20 protein-coding genes and 1 tRNA gene are annotated in these 19525 nt (G+C 69.5%); 15 read left to right on the top strand and 6 right to left on the bottom strand.

Features of this window, described 5'->3' with window-relative positions:
• Window positions 1-18: 18 nt before the first annotated feature.
• Complete coding sequence (locus NRF20_RS22345) at window positions 19-2013, bottom strand: HYR domain-containing protein (RefSeq protein WP_413753171.1); 1995 nt, start codon at window positions 2011-2013, stop codon at window positions 19-21.
• A 343-nt stretch (window positions 2014-2356) separates the two neighbouring features.
• Window positions 2357-2983 carry a helix-turn-helix transcriptional regulator gene (locus NRF20_RS22350; protein ID WP_266359634.1) on the bottom strand — a complete coding sequence of 209 codons (627 nt, stop codon included), beginning with the start codon at window positions 2981-2983 and terminating at the stop codon, window positions 2357-2359.
• Window positions 2984-3193: 210 nt separating this feature from the next.
• Here NRF20_RS22350 and NRF20_RS22355 point away from each other — a divergent pair, with 210 nt between their 5' ends.
• Window positions 3194-4525 carry a hypothetical protein gene (locus NRF20_RS22355; protein WP_398628490.1) on the top strand — a complete coding sequence of 444 codons (1332 nt, stop codon included), beginning with the start codon at window positions 3194-3196 and terminating at the stop codon, window positions 4523-4525.
• A 73-nt stretch (window positions 4526-4598) separates the two neighbouring features.
• On the opposite strand, the gene NRF20_RS22360 is transcribed toward NRF20_RS22355, so the two are convergent.
• Window positions 4599-5423 (bottom strand): DUF4157 domain-containing protein, encoded by an 825-nt coding sequence (locus NRF20_RS22360; RefSeq protein WP_413753172.1) that lies wholly within the window; start codon window positions 5421-5423, stop codon window positions 4599-4601.
• Window positions 5424-5689: 266 nt separating this feature from the next.
• On the opposite strand from NRF20_RS22360, the gene NRF20_RS22365 reads away from it, so the two are divergent.
• Window positions 5690-6307: an HhH-GPD-type base excision DNA repair protein gene (locus NRF20_RS22365; RefSeq protein WP_413753173.1), complete on the top strand. Its 618-nt coding sequence runs from the start codon at window positions 5690-5692 to the stop codon at window positions 6305-6307.
• Between the two features lie 33 nt (window positions 6308-6340).
• Here the strand turns inward: NRF20_RS22365 and NRF20_RS22370 are convergent, their stop codons facing one another.
• Complete coding sequence (locus tag NRF20_RS22370) at window positions 6341-8035, bottom strand: helicase HerA-like domain-containing protein (protein WP_398628487.1); 1695 nt, start codon at window positions 8033-8035, stop codon at window positions 6341-6343.
• 103 nt (window positions 8036-8138) lie between these two features.
• Here NRF20_RS22370 and NRF20_RS22375 point away from each other — a divergent pair, with 103 nt between their 5' ends.
• The gene (locus NRF20_RS22375; protein WP_072488263.1) at window positions 8139-8435 is read left to right on the top strand and encodes a type II toxin-antitoxin system VapB family antitoxin; all 297 of its coding nucleotides are present in this window, start codon (window positions 8139-8141) and stop codon (window positions 8433-8435) included.
• A gap of 164 nt (window positions 8436-8599) precedes the next feature.
• On the top strand, window positions 8600-9193 hold the full coding sequence (locus NRF20_RS22380; protein ID WP_398628616.1) for a LytR C-terminal domain-containing protein: 594 nt from the start codon (window positions 8600-8602) through the stop codon (window positions 9191-9193).
• A 47-nt stretch (window positions 9194-9240) separates the two neighbouring features.
• Here the strand turns inward: NRF20_RS22380 and upp are convergent, their stop codons facing one another.
• A complete protein-coding gene (upp, locus tag NRF20_RS22385; RefSeq protein WP_266747425.1) occupies window positions 9241-9876 on the bottom strand; it encodes a uracil phosphoribosyltransferase in 636 nt (211 codons plus the stop codon).
• A 95-nt stretch (window positions 9877-9971) separates the two neighbouring features.
• Here upp and NRF20_RS22390 point away from each other — a divergent pair, with 95 nt between their 5' ends.
• From NRF20_RS22390 to NRF20_RS22430, 9 genes are all read left to right on the top strand, one after another.
• Window positions 9972-10208, top strand: coding sequence for a hypothetical protein (locus NRF20_RS22390; protein ID WP_413753174.1), 237 nt, complete (start codon window positions 9972-9974; stop codon window positions 10206-10208).
• Between the two features lie 187 nt (window positions 10209-10395).
• Window positions 10396-10956 carry a hypothetical protein gene (locus NRF20_RS22395; protein ID WP_413754591.1) on the top strand — a complete coding sequence of 187 codons (561 nt, stop codon included), beginning with the start codon at window positions 10396-10398 and terminating at the stop codon, window positions 10954-10956.
• Window positions 10957-10965: 9 nt separating this feature from the next.
• Entirely contained in the window at window positions 10966-11487 is a 522-nt protein-coding gene (gene tadA, locus NRF20_RS22400; protein WP_413753175.1) for a tRNA adenosine(34) deaminase TadA, read from the top strand.
• Window positions 11488-11565: 78 nt separating this feature from the next.
• Window positions 11566-11650 (top strand) — tRNA-Ser (locus NRF20_RS22405).
• A gap of 456 nt (window positions 11651-12106) precedes the next feature.
• Window positions 12107-12271, top strand: a complete 165-nt coding sequence (locus NRF20_RS22410) for a hypothetical protein (RefSeq protein ID WP_413753176.1) — start codon at window positions 12107-12109, stop codon at window positions 12269-12271.
• A gap of 9 nt (window positions 12272-12280) precedes the next feature.
• Window positions 12281-12574 (top strand): Dabb family protein, encoded by a 294-nt coding sequence (locus NRF20_RS22415; RefSeq protein ID WP_398628486.1) that lies wholly within the window; start codon window positions 12281-12283, stop codon window positions 12572-12574.
• Window positions 12575-12772: 198 nt separating this feature from the next.
• Window positions 12773-13672 (top strand): RNA polymerase sigma factor SigF, encoded by a 900-nt coding sequence (locus tag NRF20_RS22420; protein ID WP_413753177.1) that lies wholly within the window; start codon window positions 12773-12775, stop codon window positions 13670-13672.
• Window positions 13673-13907: 235 nt separating this feature from the next.
• Window positions 13908-14774 (top strand): RNA polymerase sigma factor SigF, encoded by an 867-nt coding sequence (locus tag NRF20_RS22425; protein ID WP_398628484.1) that lies wholly within the window; start codon window positions 13908-13910, stop codon window positions 14772-14774.
• 67 nt (window positions 14775-14841) lie between these two features.
• Window positions 14842-15648 (top strand): hypothetical protein, encoded by an 807-nt coding sequence (locus NRF20_RS22430; protein ID WP_398628483.1) that lies wholly within the window; start codon window positions 14842-14844, stop codon window positions 15646-15648.
• 39 nt (window positions 15649-15687) lie between these two features.
• On the opposite strand, the gene NRF20_RS22435 is transcribed toward NRF20_RS22430, so the two are convergent.
• On the bottom strand, window positions 15688-15906 hold the full coding sequence (locus NRF20_RS22435) for a hypothetical protein (protein ID WP_398628482.1): 219 nt from the start codon (window positions 15904-15906) through the stop codon (window positions 15688-15690).
• Window positions 15907-16471: 565 nt separating this feature from the next.
• On the opposite strand from NRF20_RS22435, the gene NRF20_RS22440 reads away from it, so the two are divergent.
• Complete coding sequence (locus NRF20_RS22440) at window positions 16472-16990, top strand: MarR family winged helix-turn-helix transcriptional regulator (RefSeq protein WP_398628481.1); 519 nt, start codon at window positions 16472-16474, stop codon at window positions 16988-16990.
• Between the two features lie 23 nt (window positions 16991-17013).
• On the top strand, window positions 17014-19509 hold the full coding sequence (locus NRF20_RS22445; protein WP_413753178.1) for an MFS transporter: 2496 nt from the start codon (window positions 17014-17016) through the stop codon (window positions 19507-19509).
• The last annotated feature ends 16 nt before the right edge of the window (window positions 19510-19525 follow it).

The raw sequence follows: 19525 nt of genomic DNA on the forward strand, positions 1-19525 counted from the left end.
CCGTACGGTCGTGGGCGCTCATGCGCGGCCCGCGAAGTCCGGTGGCTGGAGATTTCGCTGGACCACCAGGACCGGTTTCTGCAGTCGGTCGAGGTCGCGCGAATCCGCCCGCAGCTTGCGCGGGCCGAGCTTGTCCTTGCGCAGGACCAGGATCTGCACCTCGAAGGTGCCGTCGCGGCCCACCGTGGCGACCGACCCCTCGGGGGTGATGCCGGTGTTCCACGTGAAACGTACGGTCGCGCCCGGCGGGTAGTCCTTGCCGCGGGCCAGCACCGGCTGACCCGGCTTGGCGACCTGCGGCGTGACGGTCAGCGAGGGCTTCAGGACGCGCAGCCGGTCGGTGTCCTCGTTGTTGGCCTTCCGGCGGTCGGGCAGCGTGCCACGCACGGTGGCCCGAACGTCCCCGGTGACCGCCACGCGGTACGTCGCCGTCTGGGTCACCTCGATGCGGCCACCGGCCGGGATGGTGCACGGTTTGGCCTCCGTGCAGCGGGTCATGGCGGGCAGACTGCGGTCCTTCGCCTTGGACGGTTTCGGCCAGGCCGAGCCGATGACGACCCCCGTCGCCGCGTCCGGTCCGGCATTGGTGACGGCGAAGCGGGCACGGGCCGGCCGGCCGGTGTACGTACGGTCCGGGCTGACGTCGACCTTCATCGCCACATCCGCCGAGGGCGGCACGGGGGCCTCAAGAACCTCGATCTGTGCCGTGTCCGTCCCGGTGTTGCCCGCCGAGTCGGTGGCCGAGCAGGTCACCGTGGTGCTGCCGACCGGGAAGATCGAGCCTGAGGCCGGGGTGCAGGTCACCGGGAGCGTGCCGTCGGTGGCGTCCTGGGCCGTCGCGTCGTACGTCACGCGCGCGCCTTTCTTGTCCTTGGCCCGGACGGTCAGATCGTCCACGGTGACGACGGGCGCGTCGATGTCGTTCACATCGATGCTGATCTGCTCCTGGAAGTCCGGGTCGGCGGCCGCGGCCGGCCCGATCGTGTCCGTTCCCGGCGGCTGGGTGCCCATCAGGAACTGGACGGTGCAGGTCAGCCGTGTGCCCTGGGGTGCGTCCGCGGAGACGTCGATGTTCTCCGCAAAATGCGCGGTGTCCCCGCTGGTGACCTGCTGGGTGGGCGGGGCGAGGCTGACGGACAGATGCGGATCACAGTTTTCCAGGCGGTAGCTCACGTTGGTGGGAAGGTTGTTGAAGCCCTCGATGATGGCGTCGGTGACGCCGGTCCCGGGAATTCCGTTCAACATGCGGCCGTTGGTGGCCTCGACGATCCGCTTGGCCTGGTCGGGCTCGTGGTACGGGTCCTGATAGGTGGGGCTGCTGTACCCATCGCCGTTGAGACCGTCGCCGTCCTCGGTGTTCACGTCGACGGCGATGACGCGCACGCCCTTGTCCTGGAGCGCGAACACCGCGTCCTCATAGGGGATGTTGTTGCTGGGGTTGTGGCTCGACGCGTCACCGACCAGGACGATCACCGGGCTGGCGCCGTCCCGGAAGACGGTTCCACCGTCCGCGCCGTTCGCTACCTTCCACAGCGCGTAGATCCAGTCCTCGGACGGGCCCTTGCTCTTGTATCCGCGGGAGGTGTCCAGTTCGTCGACACCCTTCGTCTGTACGTCGTCGATGTTCGTCGTCAGCCCTTGGAGGACAGCGAACTCCGCCGTCGGGTCGTCCTTCTCGTCGCCGTAGGTGGCCACCGCGAAGCGGGAATCCGGCTGCTGTTCAAGGACCTTCGTCGTGATGTCCTTCAAACCCACCTGCACATCGCCGATCGGGTCGCCCATGCTCCCGGTGCCGTCCACCAGCAGCACCACATCCGGCTTCGGCGGAATCGCGGGCGTACGCACCTGCTTGGCCACACCCGTGGAGCCGCCGGGGTCGACCGCGTCGGTGAACTCGGCGGGGGTGACCCAGGGCTCGGGGACGGCCACCGCCGGCGCCCCGGAGGTGACGGCCGAGCCGGGGGCGATGCCGGTGGCCATGAGGAGAAGGGCCAGCACCGGGACACGGAGCACGGCGAGGGTCCTGCGCGAGGCGGAGGACCGGGGCCGGGCCACCGGACCCGACCGCGACCGCGGCGCCCTCTGAAGCGGCTGGAACCAGCGCACGGAAGTCTCCCCACCCTCGGCCGATCGGCACACCGGACGCCACGGTCCCGTAAGCGCAGCCGGCCCGCAGCGGTACAGGAGTCACACCCTCGGGAAACCCCCGCTGCCCTTTCGGGCAGCGGGGGATCTACCGGATCTGCCGCAGCTGCCGTAGCTGTCAGAGCCGCCGTATGCGTCCGTACAGGACGGCTCACGTCCGTACAGGACGGCTCACGTCCGTACAGGACGGCTCACGTCCGTACAGGACGGCTCAGATCAGCCCCTGCCGCATCGCGTACGCCACCGCATGCGACCGGTTCCGCAGCTGCAGCCTGGTCATCACCGAGTGCAGCACGTTCTTGATCGTGCGCTCGGAATAGGCCAGCTTCGTCGCGATGTCCGCGGTGTCGTACCCCTCCGCGACCAGGCGCAGCACATCCACCTCGCGCGCCGCGAGACCGGTGAAGTGCAGGCCGCGCGGACCGAGCACCTGTCCCTGGAGGCGACCCACCTCCTCGAGCAGCCTTCCCAGCAGGTCGGAGGGCAGATGCCCCTCGCCCCGCGCCACCGTCCCGATGACCTGCACCAGATGCTCCGGGGTCGACTCGGAGCGCCTGACCACACCGGCGACGCCGCACTCCGCGGCGCTCACCAGCTTCTGCTCGTCGATGTCCGTGGTGACGAGGACGGTGCGCGAGGTGCTGGTGCGTTGAATGTGGCGCAGCATCGTCAGCACCTCCTCGTCGACTGCGTCCACGACGACGACCACGATCCGAGGTGAGGCGTCTCCCTCTCCCCACTCCGTCACGCTGACCTCGGGGCGGGCTCGTAACTGACTGGCCACGCCCGCCTGCGAGATCGGATCCTGGGCCCGTAATGCGACAGTGATGCGCTCCATGGCAATGCTCCCCCTGGGCAACAGCCGATGGCATCACAGCGAACACAACCATCACGGCTGTTTCGTATGCCTCATTCGTCTTGAGGCGGTCAAAAGATTCCCGCGTATACCTACAGGGAAACAGAAAAGCCGATCCGGGCACAGAATCTGCCCGGAAGTGTTCCTTCACGGCCGATGTCGGCGTTCGGCGCCGACCCTACGGTGCGCCCTATGAGTCTCACGGCAAGCCTCGACGATTCGTCCGTCACTGCCGCACCGGGCGAGGAGACGGCTCTCCCTCTGCGGATCCTCAACTCCGGCAGCACCGTCGAGGAATACCGCTTCGAGGTGGTCGGTGCGTGTGCCGCCTGGTCGACGGTGGAGCCGGCGGCCCTGTCCCTGTATCCGGGCGACTCGCAGACGGTCTCCCTCGTACTGCGTCCGCCCCGCGACTCGACCGTGCTCGCGGGGGAGACGACCTTCGGGATCCGGGTGGTGCCCACCAGCGAGCAGGGTGACACGGTGGTGCCCGAAGGGCGGGTGACCGTACTCCCCTTCACCGAGACGACCGCCGAGCTGGTACCGCGCAGCTCGCACGGCGCCTGGCGCGGCAGGCACCAACTCGCCGTCGACAACCGGGGAAACACCCCGACGGCCGTACGGCTGGGGGCCCGGTCCGGTACGGAGCGGGCCCGGGTCACGTTCGCGGCGGACACCCTGCAGATCGCACCCGGCCGGGCAGAATTCGGGAAGCTGCGGATCCGTCCGGCCAAGCGCGTGTGGCGCGGTACGCCGGTCACACACCCCTTCCAGGTGGTCGCCACGCCGGTTGTGGCGGAGGGTCAGGACCCGGTCGCACCGGTGGTCCTGGACGGCTCGTACCAGCAGGAGCCGATCCTGCCGCGCTGGCTTCCCAGGGCGCTCATCACTGCGGCTGTCCTGCTGATCGCGCTGGTGGGGCTCTGGTACGCGCTGCTGCGGCCGGCCGTCAAGTCGGCGGCCCGGGAGGCGATCACGCCGGACGCGGTCCGGTCCGCCGTCGCGGCCGGCAAGAGCAAGGCCCCGGACAACGGCTCGACGGCCGGAACGGGATCGGGCGGAGGCGACTCCTCCGGTGCGAACGGGGGCTCACCGAAGCCCAGCCCCTCACCGAGCCCCGGCGCATCCGACGGCGCGGCCACCGCGGCCGCCGCGGCCCCGACCAGTGCGCAGGTGCAGGTCAGGGACTCGGTGGGCGGCGGGTCGAACACCTCGACGGCCCTTCAGGTGCCCAGCGGGCACACATTCCAGCTGACGGACATCGTGGTCCAGAACCCGCAGGGCGATGCGGGAACGCTCGTGGTCTCCTCCGGCCGGGACGCGCCCGTGCTCCGGCTGGCACTGGAGAACTTCCGGGACTCCGACTACCACTTCGTCACGCCGATCCTGGTGCCCGCGGGCGGCAAGGTCACGATGACCGTCGACTGCCGGAAGGTGGGCAAACCGGTGAACGCGCCGACGCCTTCGCGGTGTGCGGAATCGTTGTTCCTCGGCGGCACGATGCGGACGGACACCGCGGACTGACACCGCGGACTGACACCGCGGACTGACACCGCGGGCTGACACCGCGGATCGGGCCGGCCGGTCCGCGGGCCCCTCAAGCGGGCGGAGCCTCTTCCTCCTCCTCGGCCCCTTCCTCCGCCCGTTGGACGAAGGAGCCCTGCACATCGGCAGGTTGCTCGTCCTCGTCCTCCGTCGCCGCCCTTTGCACAGCAGGCGTCGCGACGGGGGACGAGTCATGACCGGCCACCCCTGTCGCAGCCGCCGAAGCCGGCGCCGGGGCCGGGTCCGGGTCCGACAGCACCCGGTCGGCGTTCGCGACGGCCTCCCGCTCGAACCGGTCGGACGGATCGCTCACCCGGATACCGCCCGGCGCCTCCGTACCCTCCACCGGGCCGTTGCGCTGCTGGATCACATGGGTGAGCTCATGGGCCAGCGTGGTGCGGCCCTGCGGCGAGGAGGGATCGTACGCGTCCCGCTGGAAGACCACGTTGTTGCCGACCGTGTACGCATGGGCGCCCACGCCCTTCGCCGACTCGTGCGCGGCGGAACCGGTGTGGATGCGTACGTCGGAGAAGTCCGCACCCATCCGCCCCTCCAGATCGGTGCGGGTATCGGTGTCCAGGGGCTGCCCGCCGCCGGACGAGACCACGTCGTGCACGGGGGAGCGCTCTTCCTCCTCCCGTCGCTGGAGCATCGACCCCACGGCCCTGTTGCCGACCGCCCGTTGGAGCACGCTCATGCCGCCGGCCCCGACCACATCGGCCCGCCCGGCGGCCGCCGCCGCACGGTAGAGATGCGGGGTGTCCGCCCCCTCCCGGCCCTCGGTCGCCCTGGACGCGTGCAGGGCTTCGTCGTGCTCCTGCCCGTGCCCGTGATCCCGCTCGTGGTCGTGTTCCTGGTCCCATTCCTGTGCGTGCATCGTCATCTCCCCTGACCGTGCCCCGGTCGAAGGCGCGTCGTGATGGCCCCACCACTCCACCTTCACGACGTGTCACTTCCTCGTCCAGCCCGGACCTCGCCGGTCAGGGGCAGCCGACGCTGCCCCTTCGGGCATCCGGACCGTTCGAACGCGGCGACGGATGCGGACCGGATCGAGAGCCCGCACGCCTGTCTCGTACGGACCGCCGGCTGCATCGGCGGGCAGTGGGGTGGCAGGGCCGCGCCGCCGTCGAGATGATCGAAGGCATGACCAAGAGCAACAAGGACCAGAACATCACCCTGCGGATCGCCCAGCAGCCGGAGGCGGACGAGCTCCTCGCGCGCAGCCCGCTCGCCGCTCTGGTCGGCATGCTGCTGGACCAGCAGGTGCCGATGGAATGGGCTTTCTCCGGCCCGTACACCCTGGCCGGGCGGATGGGCGGAGACGACCTGGACGCTCATGAGATCGCCGCTTACGACCCGGAGGCCTTCGCCGGACTCTTCACCGCCAAACCGGCCCTGCACCGCTATCCGGGCTCCATGGCCAAGCGGGTCCAGCAGCTGTGCCAGTACCTGGTGGCGGAGTACGACGGCGACGCGAGCGCGGTGTGGAGCGATGTCTCCAGCGGGGCCGAGCTGCGGAAACGGCTGAACGCCCTGCCGGGGTTCGGCACCCAGAAGGCGCAGATCTTCCTGGCGCTGCTGGGCAAGCAGTTCGGGGTCCGGCCGGCGGGCTGGCGGGAGGCGGCCGGGCCGTACGGCGAGGCGGGTTCGCGCCGGTCGGTCGCCGACATCACCGGCCCGGATTCACTCGCCGAGGTCCGTGCGTTCAAGCAGCAGGCCAAACAGGCGGCCAGGGCGGCCAAACACGCATCCGACAAGTAGCCGACGGACAACAGCGCCGCCCGCCGCCGAGAACTACCTCCTGCGGCGGGCCGTACCGAAGAGCGACCGTGAGATCTCCCGCCCCAGCTGCGTCCCGACAGACCGTGCCAACGACCGGAACATCCCGCTCGCCACCGCCTGCTCGAACAGCGAGGCATCCTCCTCGGGCGTCTTCCCGGCCCCGCCCGAGGACGCCCTGCCCCCGGCCCGTTCCCCGCCTCTCAGTGCCTCCTCCACCGCCGCCCTGTCCGCAGCCTCCGCCTCGGCCCGCTGCTTCGCCTCCTGGTCGGCGCTCAGCTTCTCGTACGCCGATTCCCGGTCCACCGCCTGCGCGTAACGCCCGTACAGCGACGACCCCTTCACCGCCGCGTCCAGCTCGGCGGCGGGATACGGCCCCATCAGCGACTGCGGCGCCCGCAGCCGGGTCGCGGCGACCGGAGTCGGCGCGCCCTTCTCGCTCAGCACCGTGATCACGGCCTCGCCGATGCCCAGCCGGGTCAGCAACTCCTCCAGGTCGTAGGGCGAGTTCGGAAACGTCTTCACCGTCGACCGCAGCGCCTTCGCATCGTCGGGAGTGAAGGCGCGCAGCGCATGCTGCACCCGGTTGCCCAGTTGGGCCAGCACATCGCCGGGCACGTCACGCGGCGTCTGCGTGACGAAGAAGATGCCCACGCCCTTGGAGCGGATCAGCCGCACCGTCTGGGTGATCGACTCCAGGAATGCCTTCGAGGCCCCCTTGAAGAGCAGATGCGCCTCGTCGAAGAAGAAGACGAGCTTCGGCCGGTCGAGGTCGCCGACCTCCGGCAGATCGTGGAAGAGATCGGCGAGCAACCACATCAGGAACGTCGAGAAGAGCTGGGGCTTGTCCTGCACGGCCGCCAGTTCCAGTACGGAGACCAGCCCGCGCCCGTCCGGCGCCTGCCGCAGGAACTCGGCCGTGTCGAACTCCGGTTCGCCGAAGAAGCCGCTCGCGCCCTGCTGCTCGAAGGCGGTGACCGACCGCAGGATCACTCCGGCCGTCGCCGTGGAGAGCCCGCCGATCTCCTTGAGTTCGGCCCTGCCCGTGTCCGAGACGAGAAACGCGACGACGGCCCGCAGATCCTTGAGATCGACCAGCTCCAGGCCCTTGGCATCGGCGTAGTGGAAGATCAGGCCGAGCGACTGCTCCTGTGTCTGGTTGAGTTGCAGCACCTTGGACAGGAGTACGGGGCCGAAGCTGGTGACCGTCGCTCGCAGCGGAATGCCGGGCCCGATGCCGCCGAGCGCGTAGAACTCGCACGGGAAGCTCTTGGCCTCCCACTCCTGTCCGGCCTGCCCGGCCCGCTCGGTGACCTTGTCGCCCGGCGCGCCGGGAGCGGCAATGCCCGAGACATCCCCCTTGATGTCTGCGAGGAAAACCGGAACACCGTTGGCCGAGAGCTGTTCGGCGATCAGTTGGAGCGTCTTGGTCTTGCCGGTGCCGGTGGCGCCCGCGACGAGTCCGTGCCGGTTGAGCATCGCCAGCGGAATCCGGATCTGCGCATCGGGCAGGCACACACCGTCCCAGAGCAATGCGCCCAGATCGAGGGCGGCCCCGGAGGCGGCGTACCCGGCAGCGATCTCCTGCGCCGGCTGCGGCAGAACCCCGGCACCTCCGCCCGACGCCACGCCCGTGTCCGGCGCATCGGTGTCCGAACCTCCGCCAGTGCCCGAAGCCGGGTCTCCGCCCGCGCTGTCGCAGTCACTCATCACGGCCCCTATTCCGGAATGCCCGCTTTTATGGCGTTCTTTCCAGAATCGCAGTCCCGCCCCATGGCTGCGCCCGGAGGCTCTTGCCCGGTAGGCTTTCCGTGTGATCTTCAAGCGCATCGGAAATGGGCGGCCTTATCCCGACCACGGCCGGGAAAGCACCCGGCAGTGGGCGGACGTCGCGCCGCGCCCGGTCCGCCTCGATCAGCTGGTGACCACCAAGGGCAATCTGGACCTGGAGACCCTCCTCGCCGAGGACTCGACGTTCTACGGCGACCTGTTCGCGCACGTCGTGAAGTGGCAGGGCGACCTCTATCTGGAGGACGGACTGCACCGCGCGGTCCGCGCCGCGCTCCAGCAGCGCCAGGTACTGCACGCCCGGGTACTCGAACTCGGCTGACGGAGCCCGGCGGGTTCCCTCCACGGACCCGCAAGCCCTGCGGGCCGCTCCGGGTTCGTTCGGGTGCATTCGCACCCGGACGGGTGCGATCCATTGATCATTTAGTAGGCATCATCACCGGGTCGCACTACGCTGCGCCCATGAGCATGCTCACTCCCCCCGGCATGGGCGGAAAGTACCGCATCACGGGCGACAAGTACCCGCGCATGCGCCGCCCCCGGCGTCGCGGCAAACTGATCCTCGCTGCCACCGCTTCCGTGGTTGCCCTCGGGCTGGCCGGATGGGGCACGCTGCAGCTCATCGATGTCTTCACGGGCAGCAACAGGAAGGCCGGCGCCGCCGACCACTCGACCAACTGCGCGTCGGCCAAGCCGTCCGCGCCCGCCAAGGCGCTGCCGAAACCCGCGAAGATCACCGTCAACGTCTACAACGCGACACCGCGCAGCGGGCTCGCCAAGAAGGCCGCCGACGAGCTGAAGAAGCGCGGCTTCACCATCGGCAAGGTGGGGAACGCCCCGGCCGCGTACGACAAGAAGGTCGCAGGTCCGGGAGTGCTGCTGGGCGCCCCGTCGGCCACGAACGGCTCGTTCCCGGTCCTCGGTACACAGCTGCAGGGGGCCGTGGCGAAGACCGACGCGCGCAAGACGGCGGACGTCGATCTGATTCTCGGTACGACGTTCAAGGCGTTCAGCACGCCCCAGTCGGCCGCCGCGGCCCTCGCCGCCCTGGCGAAGTCGGCCTCCGCACCGTCCTGCTGACGGCTGCCGGGTCGACCCCGGCAGCCCAGCACATCCCACTCGGGGTTCTAGCCGACCGTGCCGTACATCCGGTCGCCCGCGTCACCGAGACCCGGGACGATGTAGCCGTTCTCGTTGAGCCGCTCGTCGACCGAGGCGGTGACCACGGTCACCGGCGTACCCGCCAGCTCGCGTTCCATCACCTCGACGCCCTCGGGCGCCGCGAGCAGCACGACCGCGGTGACATCGTCCGCACCGCGCTTGATCAGTTCCTGAATGGCCGCGACCAGCGTGCCGCCGGTGGCCAGCATCGGGTCCAGGACGTACACCTGGCGACCCGAGAGGTCCTCCGGCATCCGCGTCGCGTACGTGGACGCCTGCAGCGTCTCCTCGTCGCGGATCATGCCCAGGAAGCCCACCTCGGCGGTCGGCAGCAGCCGCACCATGCCGTCGAGCATGCCGAGACCGGCCCTCAGGATCGGTACGACCAGGGGGCGCGGGTGCGACAGCTTCACCCCGGTCGTCGGTGTGACCGGGGTCTCGATGTCGACCTGTTCGGTGCGCACATCCCGGGTGGCCTCGTAGGCGAGCAGGGTGACCAGCTCGTCGGCGAGCCGCCGGAAGGTCGGGGAGTCGGTGCGCCTGTCGCGCAGGGTGGTGAGTTTGTGCGCGACCAGTGGGTGGTCGACGACGTGGATCCGCATGGGCTCAACAGTAACCGGGCCTCCCGCACCCGTGCGCTGGCATCAACCGCACGTTCGGAGGGAAGGTGGGGGCATACGGACCCAGCCTTGGGGTGATGAGCCGATGCCTGACGGGGAACAGCGGAAGCGGGGCCGGCCGGGACACGCCGGCCCCGCAGGGCGCAGAGGGCCGGCAGGACGCGCAGGAGGCCGACGCGGCGCGCCGCAAGCGGCGCGCCCAGTTCCTGCGCGAGCTTCATGAGGCGAAGGCGCTCCGCGACCGGGTCCAGCCGCGCCGGGCCAGGGCGGCCCGGATGCGCCAGGCCATGCGGATGCGGACCTTCCGCTGGTAGGTCGGACGGCGGCCCGGTGTCCCCCTGGTGGCGGTGTCCAGGAGAACTGATGGCCGACGCAACGGCCGAACTCCTCTCGCAAGGCCTATGTTTCTGCCACGATTCCGATGGGCGGGACGCAGGACAGCCGGGCCACCGGCTGCCCTCCCGCCGGACCGACACCCCTATGACCAGTGGGAGAGTCACGGTGTACTTCGCCGCACTGCTCGCGCGCACCGAAGACGGGTGGGAAGCGAGCGACACAGAACTCGACGATGTGGAGACCCTGTCCGACCTGACGGATCTGGCCCGTGAGGCCTCGGTGGACGAGGACACTGTGCTCGTCTTCATCGAGCAGGAGGACGCCTGGTTCGGCGTCGTCCGGGTGGACGGTGAGGAGGACCCCCGGATCTTCATCTCGGACGCCACCGCCGCCGCCCGTTCCTCGTACGGGGAGATCCTGCTCACCGATGAACTGCTCGGCCGCGAACCCGGGGCCGAGGACACGATTGCCGCCCTCGAAGAGCTCGTCGGCCTCGACGGTACGGAGGACGGCGAGCCGGACATCACCCCCGACAACGACGATGACAACGACAACGACGACGACGAAATCGATGCCGACGCAGTACCGGCAGGCCCACTCGGTGACACCGGGATCCTGGCCGACCTCGGGCTCCCCGAGGCGGAGCTGCTGACGCTGCGCACGGACGCACTGGTGGAGATCGCGGACGCGCTGGGTGCGGCCGAGGTCCTGGAGACCGTCCGTTAGGGTCCGCGGGTGAGCGAACCACCGCACCCGCAAGGACCGCCGGAACCGCACGAACCCGTAAGAGACCCGAACGATCCCGTGAGAGACCCGTGGCGGGCGCACATGCGCCGCGCCCTGGCCGAGGCCGACCTGGCGGCGCGGGCCGGCGATGTGCCGGTCGGCGCCGTCGTGCTCGGCCCGGACGGTTCCCTGCTCGCCACGGGACACAACGAACGCGAGGCGACCGGTGACCCGACCGCGCACGCCGAGATCCTCGCTGTCCGCCGGGCCGCAGCGGCGCTCGGTCAATGGCGGCTGTCCGGATGCACCCTGGTGGTCACCCTGGAGCCCTGCACGATGTGCGCGGGCGCGCTTGTGCAGTCCCGCGTGGACCGGGTGGTCTACGGGGCGCGGGACGAGAAGGCAGGTGCGGCGGGCTCGCTCTGGGACGTCGTGCGCGACCGCCGGCTCAACCACCGCCCCGAGGTGATCCACGGCGTACTGGAGGACGTCTGCGCCGATCAGCTGACGGCGTTCTTCCGCGGCCTCTGACCAGGCTTCCGCTCGTCCGCGGCCTGCTGCGGCGAATCGGATTTCGGCGGACGGCCGGAATGGTCTAAGCTCTCTCTCGGTAGCGTGTCCGAGCGGCCGAAGGAGCTCGCCTCGAAAGCGAGTGTGGGGAAACTCACCGAGGGTTCAAATCCCTCCGCTACCGCTCTTGTGAAGGGCCCGGCGCATCGCGTCGGGCCCTTCGGGTTTTCCGCACCTGCACTCGCGGATACGGACACGACTGTGGTCCCGGGCGCGTCGGTCGTCGCACCCGGGACCACAGCCCGCGAAGTGTTGGCCGGGGGAAGCGGCATCGGGGGGACAAGCCGCTCCCCCCGATGAGAACGGGCCCTCAAGCCCTCGCCGCAGTCAGGGGGAAGCTCGCGGCGAGAACCCCACAGTGAGGTCCCGTTCCTCGCCCTGCGGATTCCTGCCGGATCCGCTGGGCTCACCGTCCATCCTGCGGCCTCGCAGAAGCCTTACGAGCAGGCAAAGGGCCCCGATCGCCGGGCCCTTGGTCCTTAAAGGCCATGTGAGTGGTCGGAAACATCAGAGGGATACGGCCATTCGTGCGGATAGAATCGCCCGACTGCACAGGGGATCGAAGGCGAGGCAGGGGCTGATGGTGCAAGCGAAGAAGATAGCTCTCTACGTGATAGTCGCCTTCGTGCTGTACACGATCATCACGTCCCCGGCCCGGGCGGCGGATCTTGTCCAGATAGGTTTCGAGGGCGTTTCGAGTGCCGCACAGGGCGTCGGCGACTTCATGTCCGAGCTCGTGAAGTAGGAGTACCCCATGATCCGCCATCTGGTCCTGTTCAAGCTGAACGACGGCGTCGAGCGGGACGAACCGCGGGTCGTCGCCGGGGCGAAGGCCTTCCAGGAGCTGGCGGGGCAGATCCCCGAGCTGGAGTTCTGGGAGTGCGCCTGGAACGTCACCGACCGGCCGATCGCGTACGACTTCGCCATCAACTCCGCGGTCGCCGACGAGGATGCCCTGAAGCGTTACATCGAGCACCCCGCCCATCAGGCCGCTGCCGGGCAGTGGCGCGCGTTCGCCACCTGGGTGATCGCCGACTATCCGTTCTGATTCGCCCGGTCCGCCTGATCCAACCGGTCCCGCTGAGCCCCTCGCCACCACGGCGAGGGGCTTTTCTTGGCGTTTAAACCAAGTTGACCCCAACACGACGCTATACGGTGCTTGCACACAGTGGACATGTCTTGTGATGCTATGACCGCTTTTGACGGATGAGTTGACCGAAGTTGACCGCAAAGGGGTGGCGTCACCGTGCCGGCCAGTGCAGCGCCTCAAGTGCCTCCCCAGACCGTCCAGACCGTCCAGACCGCCCAGACCGTCCAGACCGCCCAGACCGTCGAGACCGTCCAGACCGAGACGCCCGACAGCACGACACCGCCCGCCAGGACCAAGGGCGCCGACACCAGGGCGCTCACCCAGGTCCTCTTCGGGCAGCTCAAGAACCTGGAGCCGGGGACCCCGGAGCACGGCCGCGTACGGGCGGCGCTGATCGAGGCGAACCTCCCCCTGGTGCGGTACGCCGCGGCGCGCTTCCGGAGCCGCAACGAGCCGATGGAGGACGTCGTCCAGGTCGGCACGATCGGGCTGATCAATGCCATCGACCGGTTCGACCCCGAACGCGGTGTCCAGTTCCCGACCTTCGCGATGCCGACCGTCGTCGGTGAGATCAAGCGGTACTTCCGCGACAACGTACGGACCGTCCACGTCCCGCGCCGGCTGCATGAGCTCTGGGTCCAGGTCACCGGCGCCACCGAGGATCTGACGACCGCTCACGGCCGCTCCCCCACCACCGCGGAGATCGCCGAGCGGCTGAGGATCTCCGAGGACGAGGTGCTGGCCTGCATCGAGGCCGGCCGCTCCTACCACGCGACCTCGCTGGAAGCCGCACAGGAGGGCGACGGACTGCCCGGCCTGCTGGACCGGCTCGGCTACGAGGACCCGGCCCTCGCCGGGGTCGAGCACCGCGACCTGGTGCGGCATCTGCTCGTACAGCTGCCCGAGCGCGAGCAGCGCATCCTGATGCTGCGCTACTACAGCAATCTGACGCAGTCGCAGATCAGCGCCGAACTGGGTGTGTCGCAGATGCATGTGTCAAGGCTGCTGGCCCGTAGTTTCGCCCGACTTCGATCCGCAAACAGGATCGAGGCGTAACCGGAACGGGTAGAGCGCTCGAAGTCCGGTTCGGGTGGCCGAAATGCCGCACCCCCCCCGTTAACTGCGCAGATGCCACAAAGACTTGTCGACATGTCACTACAGCGTGTTGCCGACATGTGACATTCTGCGGGAACCGCGTTTGCCGTGGCCCCGCCGCCGGTATTCAGGTGGAGGCTGCGTTCCTCCGATGGTCGCGGCTCAACGCGACCGTCCGCGACCTCAAGGGGGTGGCATGTCCGCAGAACAGGGCAGCTCGAAGGTGCTCACGCTCACGAAGAGCGCACCCGCACCCGCTGTGCTCACCAGCTCGTCGGAAGCCATCGACACCCGCACTCTGTCCCGCTCCCTGTTCCTGCGGCTCGCCGCGCTGGGGCCCGCGCCGGGCCCCGATGGAACGGACAGCCCGGAGCGTGCCTACGTACGGGACACACTCATCGAGCTCAACCTCCCGCTGGTGCGTTACGCCGCGGCGCGGTTCCGGAGCCGCAACGAGCCGATGGAGGACATCATCCAGGTCGGCACGATCGGCCTGATCAAGGCGATCGACCGGTTCGACTGCGATCGGGGCGTGGAGTTCCCGACGTTCGCGATGCCGACCGTCGTAGGGGAGATCAAGCGCTTCTTCCGCGACACCTCGTGGTCGGTGCGCGTCCCGCGCCGCCTCCAGGAGCTGCGGCTCGCGCTGACCAAGACCAGCGACGAGCTCGCCCAGAAGCTCGACCGCTCGCCGACCGTGCCCGAGCTGGCCAAGGCGCTCGGCGTCTCCGAGGAGGACGTGGTCGACGGACTGGCCGTCGGCAACGCGTACACCGCCTCCTCGCTGGACTCGCCCTCGCCCGAGGACGACGGCGGCGAGGGCTCCCTCGCGGACCGGCTCGGATACGAGGACTCGGCACTGGAGGGCGTCGAGTACCGCGAATCGCTCAAGCCGCTGCTGGCCAAGCTCCCGCCGCGCGAACGCCAGATCATCATGCTGCGGTTCTTCGCCAACATGACGCAGTCCCAGATCGGCGAGGAGGTCGGCATCTCGCAGATGCACGTCTCACGCCTGCTGACCCGTACGCTCGCCCAGCTCAGGGAAGGGCTCATCGCCGACTGACCGCCGTGGACCGCCGCACCGTGGCACGAGGGTTCCGATTTGACGGACCGTCAGCCACACTGGCGCGATGCGACGTCAGATACGCGACTCGACCGGCCGCCGGGGCACCGTGATCGCCGCCTCGGCGGCCGTGCTGTGTCTGGGCGGCGCGCTGGCCGCCTGCGGCGGTGGGACGGCGGACGACGGCTACGTGGCGGTCGGCGCGGCAGGCGCGGGCCCCGAGAAAGCGCCGTCGGGAGCGGTGGCGCCGTCGGGAAAGGTGACGCTGGTGCCGCTGGACAGGGGCGGCAAGGGCGGTGGGAGTGGCGGAGACCGGGCCGACGGCGGCGGGCCTTCGCCGGCCGCCTCCGCCGCGGGCGACGGCTCCGGGGGTACGAGCACCGCGAGTGGCGGGCCCGACCGGCCGCGCGGCACAACCGGACCCGGCGCAGGCGGTGCGGGCAGCGGCACCGGCAGTGTGGGCGGCGGCACAGCCGGTACGACCGGCTCCGGTGACTCCGACGGCCCCGGAGGCGGCTCCACGGGCCCCGCAACCCCTTCGGCTCCCGGCTCCACCGCGCCCGCGGGGCCTGCCGTGCTGGTGGTGGGTGCCCCCGAGCGGGCGGCAGCGGACGAGCGCTGGTGCGAGAAGGTGACTGTGGAGTTCCGCAACACCGGAGGATCACCGGCGCGCTCGGGGACCGTCACCTTCGCCACACACATCATCGGCGGGCTGGGCATCGACTGGGCGACCATCGAGTCGACCGAGCCACTGCCCGCGCCGATCGACGCGGGAGCGGCGCGGACGAAGACGTACACCGTCTGTGTGGACGCCTGGCGGGTGCCCCTGGGTATGCATGTCGAGACCCGGGACGTCACCGCCGTATTGAAGTGACGGGTGGGGACAGGAGGTACGGAAGAACCGGTGCGGCGGTCAGCCGAGCGCGAGCCAGGCGACCGCTGCGAGGACGACGATCACCGCGACGACGGCGACGATCACCCCGGTCTTCGGTCCGGACGAGGCAGCCGGCTGCTGCCGACGCTGCGGCTCACCCTCGTCGACGAAGGCGCGGAACATCTGGGTGCTGCCCGCGGGGTCGTAATTGCCCTCGGGACCCTGGGGGTTGCCATTTACCGGCGGCTGATTACGCATGAATGCATTCCCACTCGATCAGGTGAAGTGCTCGTCGGATACTGCGATATGAAGCCTGTGGAACTGTAGCGTCGTCACGCGGAGGAGGGTCCTGCGGCCAACGCTCGACCCCTCTCGCACCAGGGACTCTGCCCGCCACGGACTGGATCACGCGCGTGACGCGTGCCGCCACCGGGGTGCGAAAGCGGAGAACCGGGTCATCCAAGACCGTTCGGGATGGCCCGCCAGACGCACAGCACCTCGCGCCGGGCGCCAAGGGACGGTTGTGTGCCATGGGTCAGGACCCTAGCGGTCCGGCAGCACCTTATGCCCCTACGGGGCAACGGCCGGGCCCCTAGTAACGCTCGGGGCCTACTGCCGTTTCGGGGCACCGTCCACTCCTCCGGTGTGGCACGAGACACACCCACCCCGACCGCCCCGCACAGGCCGGGCGTTTGACCCGAGCTCTACGCAGCCTTTTGCTTTCCTTTACTTATGCAAGCCTCATTTCGTTTGCCTGCAGCAACCAACACTTATATGGTTGCCCTAAGCAACAAGATGAACCGGTGAGATGCCTGGGGGGCCCGTGGCCGTACGAAGTCAGTATGAGGAACTGGCCCGGCAGCTCAGCGCCATCGGGGCCGTCAAGCGGGGTCTCGCCCGCATGCTGCCCCCCGAATGCCCTGGCGGCTCGGCGGCCGTACTGGCACTTCTCCGTGAACACGGCGAAATGCGGATCAGCAGACTGGCCGAGCTGATGGCCGTCGACATGTCGGTGACCAGCCGTCATGTCGCCCATGTGGCAGAGCGCGGCTGGATCGAACGGTCCTCGGACCCGGCGGACAAGCGGTCCCGCATCCTGCGGCTGACCCCCGCCGGACACGACGTGCTCAGCGATCTGAACCGCCGGACCACCGAAATGTTCATCCACAACCTCTCGGACTGGTCCGACGACGACGTCGGACAGCTCAACACGCTGTTGGCCAGGCTGCGCGACAGTTTTGCCTGTCGCGGCCCCGGAGGGTGCGCCCCCGGAAGGCACATCGACGACTGCTCCCGGCATGCCGACAGCGACAACGACTCGCACACCCGTACACCTGTGTAACAGAAGCAAAGACAAGGAACTCAATGGCTACGACCACACCAACCGGTGTGCGGGGCGGCCACGCCAAGCACGGGGGATCATCCGATGCCTCGTCCGGCGCGCCGATGACACACCGGCAGATCATGGAAGCACTGGCCGGGCTGATGCTCGGCATGTTTGTCGCGATCCTGTCGTCGACGGTCGTCTCCAACGCCCTTCCGGAGATCATCTCCGACCTCGGCGGCGGCCAGAGCGCCTACACCTGGGTCGTCACGGCCTCGCTGCTGGCGATGACCGCCACCACCCCCCTGTGGGGCAAGCTCTCCGACCTGTTCAGCAAGAAGCTGCTGGTCCAGATAGCCCTCGTCATCTACGTCGCGGGCTCGGTCGTCGCCGGTATGTCGACCAGCAGCGGCATGCTGATCGCCTGCCGTGTCGTACAGGGCATCGGCGTCGGCGGTCTCTCCGCCCTCGCGCAGATCGTGATGGCGGCGATGATCGCCCCGCGTGAGCGCGGCCGCTACAGCGGATACATCGGTGCGGTGTTCGCCGTCGCCACCGTCGGTGGTCCGCTGCTCGGCGGTGTCATCACCGACACCAGCTGGATGGGCTGGCGCTGGTGCTTCTACGTCGGTGTGCCGTTCGCCATCATCGCGCTGGTCGTGCTGCAGAAGACGCTGAAGCTCCCGGTCGTGAAGCGTGAGGTCAAGGTCGACTGGTGGGGTGCGTTCTTCATCAGCGCCGCCGTTTCGCTGCTGCTCCTCTGGGTGACCTTCGCGGGCGACAAGTACGACTGGCTCTCCTGGCAGACCGCCGCGATGCTGATCGGATCCGCTGCACTCACCGCGCTCTTCGTGGCCGTCGAGTCCAAGGCCAGCGAGCCGATCATCCCGCTGCGCCTCTTCCGTAACCGCACCATCACGCTGGCCTCGCTGGCTTCGCTGTTCGTCGGTATCGCGATGTTCGCGGGCACTGTCTTCTTCAGCCAGTACTTCCAGCTGGCGCGCGGCAAGTCGCCGACGATGTCCGGTGTCATGACGATCCCGATGATCGCGGGTCTGTTCGTCTCCTCGACGGTCTCCGGCCAGATCATCACCAGGACCGGCCGCTGGAAGGCCTGGCTGGTCACCGGTGGCTTCCTGGTCACCGCCGGGCTCGGTCTGCTGGGCACGATCCGGTACGACACGGAGTACTGGCACATCGCGGTCTTCATGGCCGTGATGGGTCTCGGCATCGGCATGATGATGCAGAACCTGGTGCTCGCCACGCAGAACCAGGTCGCTCCGGCCGACCTCGGCTCGGCCAGCTCCGTCGTCACCTTCTTCCGTTCCCTCGGTGGTGCGATCGGCGTCTCGGCGCTGGGCGCCGTCATGGCGAACCGCGTCACCCACTACGTCCAGGACGGCCTCGCGGAGCTCGGTCCCAAGGGCGCGGCCATGGGCCACGGCGGGACCGGCGGTGGGGGCATCCCCGACCTGGACAAGCTGCCCGCGCCGTTCCGTACGGTCATGGAGAGCGCCTACGGGCACGCTGTCGGCGATGTCTTCCTGTACGCCGCCCCGGCCGCGCTGATCGCCTTCCTGATCACGATCTTCATCAAGGAGGTCGCTCTGAAGTCGAACGCCGTAAATGACGCCCCGGCCACGGCCGAGGTCCCCGTCGCGGAGGCGGTCGAGGCTCCGGCCACCGCTGCCGCGCCGGTCTCCCGGGCAACGGCCCAGGCCGCCCCGGTCTCCTCGGTCGACACCCTGGAAGCCCCGGTCGCCACCCTGCAGGGCACGGCCGTGCACGGTGTGGTGCGCGGCGCCGAGGGCGCACCCGTCGCACGGGCCGCCGTCACGCTGATCTCGCTGGCCGGCCGACAGCTGGGGCGCTCCGTCGCCCAGGCCGACGGCAGCTACGGTCTGGACGCGCCGGGCTCCGGCAGCTACGTCCTGATCGCGTCCGCCGACGGCTTCCAGCCGCAGGCGTCCACCGTGGTCGTCGGTGACGAGCCGCTCTCGTACGACATCCTGCTGTCCGGTACGAGCGGCCTGGCCGGGATCGTGCGGACCGCCGAGACCGCTTCGCCGGTCGAGGGCGCCATGGTCATCGTGACCGATGTGCGCGGCGATGTGCTGGCCACCGGCAGGTCCGGTGAGACGGGCGAGTTCACCTTCGGTGAGCTGGTCCCCGGTTCGGTGACCGTCGCGGTGAACGCCGCAGGGTTCCGTCCGCTGGCGCTGCCGGTGGAGATCGGCGGCCAGGGCGTCACCCGGATCGAGGCCGCACTGCAGTCCGGTGCGCTGGTGCAGGGCGTCGTGCGGGCCGGTTCCGGCCGGCGGCCGCTGCCGGACGCCCGGGTCACGCTGGTCGACGCGGCGGGCAATGTGGTCGCCACCTCGACGACCGGGGACGACGGGGCGTACGCCTTCGCCGACCTGGACGCGGGCGAGTACTCGGTCATCGCGACCGGCTACCCGCCGGTGGCCGGCGCGCTGACCGTGGCCGGTCGCGGGGTCGACGGCCACGACATCGAGCTCGCCCACCCCGGCGAGTAACCACAGACCCCTGGCG

The sequence above is a fragment of the Streptomyces sp. R-74717 genome (genome assembly GCF_047305335.1).
Taxonomy (GTDB): domain Bacteria; phylum Actinomycetota; class Actinomycetes; order Streptomycetales; family Streptomycetaceae; genus Streptomyces; species Streptomyces atratus.